This window comes from Methylomarinum sp. Ch1-1 (assembly GCF_030717995.2).
Taxonomy (GTDB): Bacteria; Pseudomonadota; Gammaproteobacteria; order Methylococcales; family Methylomonadaceae; genus Methylomarinum; species Methylomarinum roseum.
This window is the reverse complement of record NZ_CP157743.1, coordinates 3,989,264-4,001,601: the sequence shown is the minus strand read 5'-3', so window position 1 is coordinate 4,001,601 and position 12,338 is coordinate 3,989,264. Positions and strand designations below refer to the sequence as shown.

The 12,338-nt window shown below is 53.0% G+C and carries 9 protein-coding genes; 2 read left to right on the top strand and 7 right to left on the bottom strand.

The genetic code is table 11. From position 1 onward, the window contains the following. Positions 1-637: 637 nt before the first annotated feature. Complete coding sequence (locus Q9L42_RS18210; protein WP_305910149.1) at positions 638-1,360, top strand: Crp/Fnr family transcriptional regulator; 723 nt, start codon at positions 638-640, stop codon at positions 1,358-1,360. Between the two features lie 112 nt (positions 1,361-1,472). On the opposite strand, the gene Q9L42_RS18205 is transcribed toward Q9L42_RS18210, so the two are convergent. Then, a complete protein-coding gene (locus Q9L42_RS18205) occupies positions 1,473-1,811 on the bottom strand; it encodes a DUF1207 domain-containing protein (protein WP_305906984.1) in 339 nt (112 codons plus the stop codon). 41 nt (positions 1,812-1,852) lie between these two features. Then, the gene (locus Q9L42_RS18200; RefSeq protein ID WP_349431560.1) at positions 1,853-2,410 is read right to left on the bottom strand and encodes a BON domain-containing protein; all 558 of its coding nucleotides are present in this window, start codon (positions 2,408-2,410) and stop codon (positions 1,853-1,855) included. A 360-nt stretch (positions 2,411-2,770) separates the two neighbouring features. On the opposite strand from Q9L42_RS18200, the gene Q9L42_RS18195 reads away from it, so the two are divergent. Further along, entirely contained in the window at positions 2,771-3,868 is a 1,098-nt protein-coding gene (locus tag Q9L42_RS18195; protein ID WP_305906987.1) for a PQQ-dependent sugar dehydrogenase, read from the top strand. A gap of 308 nt (positions 3,869-4,176) precedes the next feature. On the opposite strand, the gene treY is transcribed toward Q9L42_RS18195, so the two are convergent. The 5 genes from treY to Q9L42_RS18170 all read right to left on the bottom strand — a co-directional run bounded on the left by treY (position 4,177) and on the right by Q9L42_RS18170 (position 12,331). Then, the gene (gene treY, locus Q9L42_RS18190) at positions 4,177-7,074 is read right to left on the bottom strand and encodes a malto-oligosyltrehalose synthase (protein WP_349431559.1); all 2,898 of its coding nucleotides are present in this window, start codon (positions 7,072-7,074) and stop codon (positions 4,177-4,179) included. A gap of 45 nt (positions 7,075-7,119) precedes the next feature. Beyond that, positions 7,120-8,958: a malto-oligosyltrehalose trehalohydrolase gene (gene treZ, locus Q9L42_RS18185; RefSeq protein WP_349431558.1), complete on the bottom strand. Its 1,839-nt coding sequence runs from the start codon at positions 8,956-8,958 to the stop codon at positions 7,120-7,122. Positions 8,959-8,963: 5 nt separating this feature from the next. Further along, positions 8,964-10,205, bottom strand: a complete 1,242-nt coding sequence (locus Q9L42_RS18180; RefSeq protein WP_305906993.1) for a glycosyltransferase — start codon at positions 10,203-10,205, stop codon at positions 8,964-8,966. Further along, positions 10,202-10,894: a DUF5752 family protein gene (locus Q9L42_RS18175; protein WP_349431557.1), complete on the bottom strand. Its 693-nt coding sequence runs from the start codon at positions 10,892-10,894 to the stop codon at positions 10,202-10,204. The genes Q9L42_RS18180 and Q9L42_RS18175 overlap by 4 nt, the downstream gene beginning before the upstream one ends. A gap of 849 nt (positions 10,895-11,743) precedes the next feature. Further along, positions 11,744-12,331 (bottom strand): uracil-DNA glycosylase family protein, encoded by a 588-nt coding sequence (locus tag Q9L42_RS18170; RefSeq protein ID WP_305906997.1) that lies wholly within the window; start codon positions 12,329-12,331, stop codon positions 11,744-11,746. Between the last annotated feature and the right edge of the window lie 7 nt (positions 12,332-12,338).

Genomic DNA, 12,338 nt, shown 5'->3' with positions numbered 1-12,338 from the left:
TCTGTATGAACCATAGACTCAAGCGGCAAGTACCCGAGCCCGATAGCCAGGCAATGCGCCTGGATACCATAATGACCAATTTTGCCTCCGGTGGCGGTTTTTGGCGGCTTGCTTCGCGAAGCCGCCCTACGTTGGCGGATCCGCTGCGCTTGATCCGCCCTACCGGTGCGGGTAGGGTGTGCTGACGATAGGAAGCGCACCGGTTTTTGATGCACTTCACGCAGTTCAACACATCCGAAGGCAAGACGGTGCTTTGCGTAGGAGCGCTGCTTTCGGCGCGAAAAGCAAGTTAGTCCGCATCGCTATGCGAAATGGAGGTCAACGAGGTCCTGAACGATTCAACCGTGACTAGAGTAAGTCAAACGTTCGGGGCGGGTTAAACAACCCGCCCCGCCCAGAAGGTATTTTTTAATGAGGGAGCCCTGACCTAAATACCATATACTATTGGCTATGATTCATAATTTTCGTTGATTCAGGTGCTGGGTGAACGCGTCCCGAGAAATTAATGATGTTCTGCTTACATCCTGCAAGACGTTGAATCATTACAATCAAATTAATCACTTAGAGTGAATCTGGATTTTTCATTTGTGTTAACGTGAAAGCGTTCGATCATGACTGATAATTAATGAGTTTACTTATGACCGATCCGAGTGCGCCTAAACAAAACCGTCTTCTCAACTCCCTACCTGCCGCCGTTTACGAACGTCTTCTCCCTTATATGGAAGAAGTCGTATTGCCGCAAGGCCAAGTCATTTACGAATCTGGCGCCGATTTGAATCACGCCTATTTCCCCACAACTTGCATCGTTACATTGCTATCCATCATGGAAAATGGCGCTTCGGCCGGAAGCGCCGTCGTCGGCAACGAGGGCGTGGTCGGTGTCGCCCTGTTCATGGGCGGTGGAACCATGCCAAACCAGGCCGTTGTACAAAGCGCTGGTTACGCCTATCGGTTAAAAAAACATTTACTGGTGCAAGAATTTAACCGTTCGGGAGGACGCCGTAGCGGCGCCTTGAATAATTTGTTGCTGCGCTATACTCAGTCCCTGCTTACCCAGATGGCTCAGATAGCGGCCTGCAATCGTCATCATTCGGTGGATCAACAACTATGCAGGCTGTTACTGTTAAGCTTGGACCGGCTTCCTTCGAACCATATAGCCATGACTCAGGCATTGATCGCCACTATGCTGGGCGTACGCCGAGAAGGCGTCGCCGAGGCTGCGGGGAAATTGCAAAAAGCGGGATTGATCTATTATTGCCGAGGCCAGATCAAAGTGCTGGACCGGACTGGACTGGAAGCGCGGGCCTGCGAATGCTACCAGGTGGTTAAAACAGAATTCGATCGACTGTTCCTGCGCTAATAAATCGCGCTCGGTTGCGTCGCCTGACCGGAAGCTGGAACTTCAACGACCTGAAAACGCGTCCCCCCGGCGGTTTTTAAACGATCAATGTCATCAGCGCATGCAGCCTGGATTAAAAGAAATAATGCGCCCCCAGACCGACATATTCCACTTTGTTATTATAAAACTGCCCGCTCGGCGAATAGCCGTTATAGTATTCCACCTCTGGGAACACCTCAGAAGGAACAGCCGCTTGTGTTATTTTTACCCCTTTGACCCCCGGGATTTCGGCTAACAGCCGCACCGCTTTATCTCGCTCGACCGCCATCATACTGCCTGCCTGCAAAGTAATAATGCCATTTCGAACATCTACAGATTGCACATCCAGCTTTAAGGCATGCTTCAATACGCCGGCCGCATAACCGGCGATATAGTTATCATCGGTAGTTGCGGCATTGACAAAAGCGGCCATCAACATAGCGGCCAACATGGCTATTAACCGACAATAAACCATTAGTCACTGCTTGGTGCTAGATTCACGATCAGGTCGGTTTCCACCGATTTGACATTTTCTTGGCTACTAGCCAGTTCTACGGCTTTGCCGATGCTTGCCTCTGAATCGACCGTACCGCTTAATGTGACGACCCCATTTACCGTAGTCACTTCAATATTTAATGCGTTAAGCAAAGGATCATCTAAAAAAGCCGCCTTAACCTTGGCGGTTATCAGCGCATCATCGACATACTCACCTGCTGTTTCGGCCTTGTCGGCAACCGACTCCTGGGCGGCTTCAATATCTTCTGCTACCGATTCTAACTTTTCTTTAGAAGAGTCTATCGATCGATTGAGGTATTCTTCGGATTCACTGGTCTTCTGTTTCAATGACTCCTTAGCCGACTCAATTTTTTGACTAGCCTCCTCAGCCGCACGATCGATTTTTTTTCCTGCTTTTTCCGCTGTTCCTTCATCTTGTTGTTGACAACCGGTCGCTCCAAGTACAGTCGCCAAACAGCCAATCAAGAGTACTGAAACAGCCAATTTATTTTGTTTATAGTCATGCATCATGTTCATCGTTATTCCTCAGCGTTATGTTTAAAGGCGTCAACCGACAAATTGGCAATCATGTGGCAAACAGATCAGAAATAATAAGTGCCCGATTCAAGCAATTTACTGAGAACCTTAACAACAGGAAGCGGTGCAGTCTGTACGATAGCGCACACAGGGCCCGGTACTCAGTCATGTTATACATGACGGGGCTCGGAAGTCATTGTGATTATATTTCTTCACAGGCGCATTGTGCATCAGAGTTTATAATGAGGCGACAAGCTCGAATATCTTTTATCTTTACCTTGTGTCTTTGCTATGAAAAAAATTGTTGTCATTACTGTTAGTGCTCTGCTTGTCCTCGGTGTTTTGTGGAGGGTCGGCAGAATGGGGTTCGGAATCAATATTCCGTTGATCGGCAAAGACACGCCGACTCAAGAACTCTTGAACCGGCGTTTACAGATGCCGGCCGGTTTGTCTTTGTCGGTATTTGCGTCTGACTTGAACGGCGCCCGCGATCTAGTCGTCACCGACAGCGGCGATGTGCTCGTCAGTTTGCCGCGTGAAGGCCAGGTCATGCTGCTGAAGCGGGACGGTGATGATGACGGCGGCTCGGATGGCCGCAAAGCACTGCTGAGCGGCCTTAATTTGCCGCATGGCCTCGCGCTGTATAAGAATTGGCTCTACGTCGCGGAAACCGATGCCGTGGGCCGTATTCGCTTTGACGCCGACAGCCGGCAAACGCTTGGAGATTATCGTCGCATCGTCAGCGGACTGCCGAAAGGCGGAAGTCATTGGAGTCGTTCGTTAAGGTTTGGGCCCGATGGCAAACTGTATGTGTCGATCGGTTCCAGCTGTAATGTCTGCGAGGAAAATGATCCGCGCCGAGCAGCGATTATGCGTTTTACGCCCGAGGGCGAGCAGGGTGAAATTTTTGCCAGCGGTCTGCGTAACACGGTCGGCTTTGCCTGGCGGCCTTCCACAGGAGAGCTTTATGGCGTCGATAATGGCCGCGATTTTCTCGGCGATGACTTTCCGCCCTGCGAGCTGAATTTAATAGAGCGGGGTCAATTTTACGGTTGGCCATATGTGAACGGCAATCAGGCGCCTGATCCCGATTACGGCGATAAGAACCCGGAAAAAGCGAGCCGCAGTGTTCCTCCGGTGCATGAATTCGGCGCCCATACCGCGCCGTTAAGCATCGTTTTCATCGACGACGACAAGCTGCGCTCGCTGATGCAAGGTTCGGCATTGGTTGCCATGCATGGTTCCTGGAATCGCTCGGTGAAAACAGGCTATAAGCTAGTTGCGCTGCAATTTGACGCCGAGCAAGGGATAATCGAACGAGATTTCATTACCGGCTTTGAAATGCATGATGATGTCATTGGCCGACCGGTGGCGATTGCCGAAGCGGCTGACGGAAGCCTTTATATTTCTGATGATTTCACCGGCAGCATCTATCGAATCAGCGATAGCGGCGAATGATGCTTGAAGCTTAGTCCGGATATTTCAGAAAACCATTCAAGTGCAAACTGCGTCAGGAAAATATCAGTTTGAGCATTTTTGAGGTGTTTAGGGCATGGGGCATGTCTGTCGAGGAGCGCCGTAAACCCATCCCTGGGGGCTTGACGGCCGCATCCTTGCTGCCGACATCCTCGCCAAACACACCCCATGCCCTTTTTGAATTCCATATATGGGAATTGCTGGGAAAATATGCCCGATTTCAATCCTCATGCATGGGTTTTTTAAGGCTTATGGCAAAGACCAAGGGCCGCCATGGTGAAATATCCGGGCTAAGTTTCTGTTTGCTGATCAAGCCCAGGTGAGGTCAATACCGCAACCGGGAAGTCTTGGAATAGTTGCTCAGCCGATAGGCGGAGCTTTCCTTGCCATGCTTCAGCCTGCAGTTCCTTCCGGCAGAACAGTTCTTGGTAATGAACCGGCGCCTCGGGCGGCAACAGCAGCCAGGTATCACGCCAGACGGCGGCCGGCAAACGCAAGCTGTCTGGGGCCAGCAATGACAGCGTCAGTCGGGGGACGACGATCAGGCAATAGCAATCCCCGTTTTTCCTGGCAAAAGCGAGCAGATGGTCGGCAAGGCTGCCCTGACTCTCGATTTTCAGGTAGTCTCCATCCCGGAATAGCGCCGCCTGTCGATTTCTGTAAGCTAGCGTTTGCATCACGACAAAAAGCTTGATTCGCCCGTCCTCGATCGTATCCAGCAATTCCGTCAACAGCGCTTGGCGATTGTTCAACATTTGCTTTTCCAGTTCGTTCAATAGCTGCGCGTGGCAGGCGAAATCGACCGGCTTGCGGTTATCGGGGTCGACCAGGGCAAATTGCCAAAGCTCATTGCCTTGATAAATATCGGGCACGCCGGGTGAGGTTAAGTGCAGCAAGGTCTGCGCAAGGGCGTTATACAATCCGGCCGGTCGTATTCGTCGCTCGAATTCGCTGAAATCCTGGAAAAAAGACGTATTGCCGGGCGCTTCCAAACAACGGTCGGTAAAACGCCTTATCGCCTGTTCATAGTCTTCGTTGGGATTCAACCAGGAAGAATATTGCTTGGCCTCTCGTACCGCCTTGATCATGTAGTTTGCGATGCGTTCCCGGTAATCGTTTAATGCCGTCTCGTTCGGTGTTCGCAAGGGCCAGGTACCGATCAGCGTCTGATAAAACAGGTATTCGTCGTTGCGCGAGATGATCATTTGCGCGCTGTTTTTTTTGCGCTCCCGGTTCAGGTCGCGCCAGCGGTACACGGCCGCTCGCCATTGTTGCGGCATTTCGCTCAGCACATTGATTCTGGCGCGGACATCGGCGCTGCGCTTGCTGTCATGGCTGGATAGGCACAACAAGCTGTGCGGCCATTTTTTGACCCGTTCCTGGTTGAAGTGATGAAAAGCATTGACGGAGTAGCCGAAATGCCGCGGATCGGCGCCGACCTCGTTCAGCGAAATCAGACGGTGATATTCGTACAGCGCGGTGTCCTCGCTACCCTTGGCCATCACCGGTGCGGTATATTGCTGGAATTTCATGACGAACTTCAGCAAAGCGTCTCTCGGCACATTAGAGCTCGCGGCCTGGAGCATCAGCACCGCTCGAATAAAATCAAAAACCGTTTTATCGGCGGCCCGACTGCGTTGTTTGGCCTGTTCTATCGACCACGCTATATATTGCGCATCCTCTTTGCGCACCGTGTAACTATTGATATAGGTGCGATAGACCGGAAAACAGGCGACCGTCTCCGACAGCGCGTCTCTTAAGGCATTGAGGGTGTAGTCGCGGGTCTTGGAGCTGGTTTCGGCGATACGGCTGAGTTGGTTGGCCAACACCGTCAATTCGCCGGCCAGCAGGGTAGTGATGACATATTTTTTGGCCTGGTAGACGATCTCGTCGAAATCCTGGTGACGGCCGATGAAATCCGAATAAATGCGAGTCATCGCTTTTTCGGCGGCGCCGTCGAGCATGACGCCGGTAACGATCGCGGCGAACTCATAACCGGTGGTGCCATGGATCGGCCAATCGCTGTCCAGATACTCGTAATTGGCGACAATTTTTTCGGCGATGACATAGAGCGGCGACGCAGTCAGGCCGCTTGTGGTATTGATGTCATTGAGGCGCCGATAATAGGCGACCGGATCGTATAATCCGTCGGCATGATCGATGCGCAGCCCTTGAATTTTACGTTCGGCGATCAAACGCAGGATAAGCCGATGGCTAGCCTCAAATACCGCATCATCTTCGATCCGAAGGCCGGCCAGGTCGTTGATGTCGAAAAAACGTCGATAATTGATTTCGTCGCCGGCGACATGCCAATAGGCCAAGCGGTAAGCCTGCTGCTCCAATAGGGCATGCAGTTGACCACGGTCGGAGATTTCCCGATTGATGTCCGCCATCCTGAGTTTGATAAATTGGATCAGGCTTGGGTGGTCGGCACACAGTCTAGCCAGTTGGTTTTTAAACACCTCTTTATCTCGGTTGCGTTCATCGGTAGCTTCCATCGATACTTCGCTGTGCGGCGATAATTTGCTGAAGCTGTTGTCTAGGGTTTGATATTCCAGCAACACCGGATCATCGGTATCGAAGAAATTCAGCAATTGCTGATGTTGCGAACTGAGGATGAAGGAATAGGTTTGCGGGTCGAGCGGAAAACGATGCTGGAAGTAATAGACGCTGAATTCGCCTCGCTCGGCCGAGAAAACCAATTTTAGTTGCCGTTTCTCGAGAATATTGCCGTATTGATCGCCCAATATCGGGATCAGTATTTTATTGTTCAGCTGTTTTTTGACTGGATGCCAGTCGATATCGAAAAACGGCGCATAACAAGAGGCAGGGCCGTTCTCCAGCACATCCAGCCACCACGCGTTGTCGGCTCCCATTACTCCCATATGATTAGGGACGATATCGCAGATCAAGCCCATGCCGAATCGCCGCAGCCTTGAAATAAAATGGTTGAAATCGGCATCGTCGCCTATTTCCGGATTGAGGGCGTTATGATCGACGATGTCATAGCCGTGGGTGCTGCCCGGCCTCGCTTTCAGATAGGGCGAGGCGTAACAATGGCTGATACCGAGCCGGTGCAAATAATCCGTGTAATCGGCCGCTCGACTGAATCGGCAATGTTTGTTTAATTGCAGCCGATAAGTCGAAACGGGGATCGCCATGGGCGGCGGGTCGCCAGGATGATTCATAGCCGGCAACCGCTAATGATGGGAACCAGCGTGGACCTTCTGAGATTACTCATCGTTTTCCGCCCATAAGACGACAACGGTCCAGGGATTGAGTCGGGCGGGTTGCTGCGCCTCATCCTCGCTGGCGAACAATATTTGGCCTTGATAGGCATGCTCCAGCGGAACGGCATCGCCTCCCAGGTTGGCCAGCATGGTCAGCGTCGGGCCGCTGACTGAGGGCCATTGCACGATCAGCGCCGTGTCAGTCAATATATGATAACTGGCTTTTCCGCCTTCGAGCTCGGCCAGTCTAGGACGTATGTGCCATTGCCGAATGCTAAGCAATTCACGATGATAGCTCAGCCATCGCGCATGCGACGGCGCGTTCAGTTCACGCCAGTCCAGCAGGGCCGCTTCGAAGGTTTCGACGGCGTTCGGCGGCGGGATTTTCGTTTGCAGCTCCGGCTCTTGATAAGGTGGAAACTTGGCGAATTCGTTGAGCCGGCCTTCGGCGACCTGTTCGCCCAAGTTCTCCGGAAAATCGACGAAATAGGTAAAGGGGCTGCTGCAGGCCCATTCCTGGCCCATGAACAGCAACGGCGGCGACGGCTGCAAGATCAACAGTGCGGTCGCCGCGCGCAGTGCCCTGGGGGGGCACAATTCGGCGATGCGTTCGCCGAAGGCCCGGTTGCCGATTTGATCGTGATTCTGTAAAAACGGCACGAAGGCGGTCGGTGGCAGATCTCGGCTCGGCTCGCCCCGTTTGCGGCCATCGCGGTAGGGCGACGACTCGCCCTGATAGGCGAAGCCTTCGGTCAGACAGCGGCCCAGATGTCGGATCGGTTGTTCCCGGTAATCTTGATAATAACCGTCGTTTTCTCCGGTCAGCAGGACGTGCAAGGCGTGATGGAAATCATCGTTCCACTGCGCGTCGAAGTGGCTGTTGGGCCGCTTGGGATCGGGTCTTAGATAATGAGCGGCATTATGGTCATTTTCCAAAACCAGATGGATATGACGATGTTGGCCCAGTCTGTGTCGAACCGCCTTCGCTAACGATTGCAGGAAATCCGGTTCGGATTCATCGAAGATCGCGTGCACCGCGTCGATGCGCAGACCGTCGAAATGATACTCCTCCAACCAGAACAAGGCATTGTCGATGAAGAACCGACGCACCCAGTGACTGTCCTTGCCGTCATAATTGATCGCATTGCCCCATGGGGTATGGAAACGGTCGGTAAAAAAAGCGGGGGCGTAATGATGCAGATAATTGCCCTCCGGGCCGAAATGATTATAGACGACGTCATTGAATACCATCAGGCCTTTTTCGTGGGCGCTGGCGATCAAGTCCTTCAAATCATCCGGCGTACCATAGCGGCAGTCCGGGGCAAAAGGCAGAACGCCGTCGTAGCCCCAATTACGCTGCCCCGGAAACTCGGCGATCGGCATTAACTGCAGCGCGGTGACGCCGAGCTCGACCAGATAGTCCAGCTTGTTTTTTACCCCGGAGAAAGTGCCTTCCTCGCTGAACGTGCCGACGTGCAGTTGATAAAACACCGCGTCTTCCCAGGGCAGCCCTCGCCAATCGCTGTCCTTCCAGCGCCAGGCCTTGGCATCGATCACTTGGCTGGAACCGTTGACGTCCTGAGGCTGATAGCGGGAGGCCGGATCAGGAATATACAGGCGCCCATCGATCAGGTATTGATAATAAAAACCGCTGCCGGCGAACTCGGTGATAATGCCGTACCAGCCATCGTCTTCCGCGGCCATCAACAGGCGGGCTTCCGGCGCCAAGCCTTGCAGGCACAGCTCGACCTTATCGGCGCCGGGCGCCCATAAACGGAATTTAACTCTGCCGTCATCGAGCAATTGGGAGCCGAACGGCATCGGGTGGAAACGTTGTGTCATGGTGACTACCCTAAGTCGATGCGATTCTCGGCGCCGTGATGCAAACCCACCATCAGCGTCAGGTATTCGCGCAATTGCCTGGTTAACAGGAAATTATCGCGGACGAATTGTTTAGATTTAGTGCCCATTTCCTGCATTCTTTGCCGTTGATTAAACAGATAACGTATGCGTAGGGCCGCGCCTTGCGGAGTATTGACCAGGAAGCCGGTATGGAAATTGACCACTTGCAGGCGTATGCCGCCGGTATCGCCGCCGATTACCGGCTTGCCTTTCCATAAGGCTTCGGTCACGGTCAAGCCGAAGCCTTCCTTGATCGATTTTTGCAGCACGATATCGCTCAAGCGTTGCAAGGCGTTAATGGTGCGATGGGAATCGGGCGGCAATACCAGAACTTTGATGTTGGGGTCGTCTCCGGCTGCTAACCTGACTTCGGCCAGCACTGCTTCGCCTTCCGGGTCGTCGCTGGCGCCGCCGCCGGCCAGCACCAGTTGCAGGTTGGGGAGATATTGACGGGCCAATTTATAAGCCTCAATGACGCCTACCGGGTCCTTGAAACGATCAAAACGGGAAATCTGCGCGATCAGCGGCGCTTCCGGATTTAGATCGAAGCGCGAGCGCACCGACGCCAGCTCTTCCGTATCCAGAGCGATATTTTTATCGCTTAACGGGTCGATGCTGGGGGGAATGATGTATGCCGGGTGCGGCAATCTACGCGCAAACTGCGGCAAGGAGAAAATGCTGGCGTCATAGCCGCGCACGAATTTTTCGATAAATCGCCAGGTGTAGCGGTGCGGATGGCTGGCGTCGATGTGACAGCGCCAGATCCATTGGCCTCGACGGCGGGGGCAAAATTTGAGCAGCGCCGCCGGCTGCGGATCGTGAATGAAGACGAAGTCGGCCTGTTCCAGCACCGCTTGCAGTTGTTTGGCATTTTGTGCGTTGACTTCCTCGAAATGCTGCAACAGGGCATCGGAAATCGCGATGCGATTGCCTTGTATCGCGTTGTGCATGCTTTTGGTGCATTGATAGAAATCGCGGTCTCCGCTGATGACCTCCCAATGCGCATCGATGCCGAGCTCGCGCGTCAAGGGGACTAGTTGGTCTAGTATTTCTGCAACGCCGCCGCCGACCCGGGTGGAATTGACATGAACGACCGATTTTCCTTGCAGAGGCGCCGCCAGTTGACGTAAATGTCTGATCACATCTTCACCGGTGACCGCGGCATACTGTTCCAGCATCGTCGTCATCGAGACTTCTCCGCAAAATGGTGTTGAAAGACTACCGCGATGGCCTGACGCAATTCGGTCAACGAACTAAAATAGGGGTCGATCTTGGCTAGGCATTCGATTAGCGGTTGATAGGTTTCTCCAAAAAAAGTCAGCCAATGGCGAAAGTCGTCGACATTATCTTCGGTCCGACGTCGGGCGTCGATGAAATGATAAAAAATGCTGCTGATCGACATATTTGGAATATAAGCGGCCATCTCGACCGGGGATTCGAAGCTGATATGGGTATCGAATACGACGATCTTCGATTGCATGAACTCGAACTGTTGTGTTGCCCGGAACCATTGTAGGGATTCACTTTCTTCCAAGCGGTCATCGATGTATTCCAGCATATGCAGGCGCAGTTCTTCGATGTCAGTGACCGATGTGGGGTCTAGCACCGCCAGTTGTTCCGCGAGTATTGCGTCGTGTAGGCTGTGACGCGCCCAGCTGGCGAAATCGTTGTTATATTCGCGCTCCTCAAAACGGGGCAACAGCAAATTGCCCCAGAAATGGTAATAAAGGCTTTCCTGATTCAACTCGGTGATATGATCGCGAAATTCCTTCAAAGTGATCGCCCGATGGGTGGTCGCGACCGCGATCAAGGCGCAGTCCTTCAGGGCAAAAAAGGGACGGCTCTGGGTTACGGCTAAATTATTTTGCGAGTTCATCGGGTAACCTCTGTCGTTGATTCGCATAAAGCGAGTCGATGCGTCGAGCTCGGGTTTTCTGTTTATATGGCGGCAGCGACTACTGCCAGGGTGCTAACACTGAAGGAGAAGGTCGACGCGACATTCGATCCGCAACCGTTTCTTTATTAATAACACGGCTTTATAGTGTTTATACGCCGGTGACTTTGCCTATGCAAGCCTTGTTTCGGTATTATTTTGTCTCCGAGTGAACAGCGGCTAGTACTCAGTCATGTTATATATGTCGGATGCTCGGTAGGCGCCAACAATTCCTGGTTTGAGCATTTTTGCGGTGCCGAAGGCAAGGCTATATTGGCATGCAACCGTAGGGTGATTCGCCGCCAGACAATGCGCCTGGATACCACAATGACCAATTTTGCCTCCGGTGGCGGTTTTTGGCGGCTTGCTTCGCGAAGCCGCCCTACGTTGGCGGATCCGCTGCGCTTGATCCGCCCTACCGGTGAGGGTAGGGTGTGCTGACGATAGGAAGCGCACCGGTTTTGATGCGCTTCACGGTGTTCGACACATCCGAAGGCAAGACGGTGCTTTGCGTAGGAGCGCCGCCCTCGGCGCGAAAAGCAAGTAGTTCGCATCGCTATGCGAAATGCAGGTCAACGAGGTTCTGAACGATTCAACCGTGACTTAGAGTCAGTTAAACGTTCGGGGCGGGTTAAATAACCCGCCCCGCCCAGAAGGTATTTTTTAATGAGGTAGCCCTGGGGGGATGCTGAGTTAGGTGCGAATTTATTCGCATTGAGCGGCTAAATCCGCACCTACATGCACAATTGGCGACAGCATATATTGACTATGTGTTAGGCCGTTGTAAGGGTTTTATAGCAGCCTGCTAATTGCCTGTCTCAAGGGCGGCAATAGCTCCGCTTCGAACCAGGGATTTTGTTTCAGCCAGCGGTTGTTGCGCGGACTGGGGTGAGGCAGGGGTATCGCCCCAGGCCAGTATTCCCGCCAAGCCTTGACGGTTTCGGTCAATGTGGCTTTTCTTCGCTCTGCGAGATGCCAGCGTTGCGCATAGCGACCGATCACCAAGGTCAATTCGATATTGGGCAAGTGTGCGAGTAGTTGATGACGCCAGTGGACGGCGCATTCGGGGCGGGGCGGCAAATCACCTGAATTCCCGCTGCCGGGATAGCAGAAAGCCATCGGCACAATGGCGATTTTTTCAGGATCATAGAAGCATTTGGCATCGACCCCGAGCCAGTTTCTGAGCCGCTGACCGCTGGCGTCATCGAATGGTATCCCGGAATTGTGAGCTTTTTTGCCCGGCGCTTGGCCGGAAATCAAGATTCGAGCGGCCGGGAGGCATTGGAAAACAGGCTTGGGCGGCTGCGGTAGCTGAGAGGCGCACAGCATGCACCCTCTCAGTTCATCGACAAGACGTAGGTGGTCTTTATCCAACGTCATGAAACAA

Excerpts from the sequence above, each read along its gene's own strand:
- Q9L42_RS18180 (WP_305906993.1), bottom strand. The coding sequence starts at position 10,205 with ATGACGACGATGCTGGAACAGTATGCCGCGGTCACCGGTGAAGATGTG.
- Q9L42_RS18205 (WP_305906984.1), bottom strand. The coding sequence starts at position 1,811 with ATGGCCGCTTTTGTCAATGCCGCAACTACCGATGATAACTATATCGCC.
- Q9L42_RS18195 (WP_305906987.1), top strand. The coding sequence starts at position 2,771 with ATGGGGTTCGGAATCAATATTCCGTTGATCGGCAAAGACACGCCGACT.
- Q9L42_RS18170 (WP_305906997.1), bottom strand. The coding sequence starts at position 12,331 with ATGACGTTGGATAAAGACCACCTACGTCTTGTCGATGAACTGAGAGGG.
- treZ (WP_349431558.1), bottom strand. The coding sequence starts at position 8,958 with ATGACACAACGTTTCCACCCGATGCCGTTCGGCTCCCAATTGCTCGAT.
- Q9L42_RS18175 (WP_349431557.1), bottom strand. The coding sequence starts at position 10,894 with ATGAACTCGCAAAATAATTTAGCCGTAACCCAGAGCCGTCCCTTTTTT.
- Q9L42_RS18200 (WP_349431560.1), bottom strand. The coding sequence starts at position 2,410 with ATGAACATGATGCATGACTATAAACAAAATAAATTGGCTGTTTCAGTA.
- Q9L42_RS18210 (WP_305910149.1), top strand. The coding sequence starts at position 638 with ATGACCGATCCGAGTGCGCCTAAACAAAACCGTCTTCTCAACTCCCTA.
- treY (WP_349431559.1), bottom strand. The coding sequence starts at position 7,074 with ATGAATCATCCTGGCGACCCGCCGCCCATGGCGATCCCCGTTTCGACT.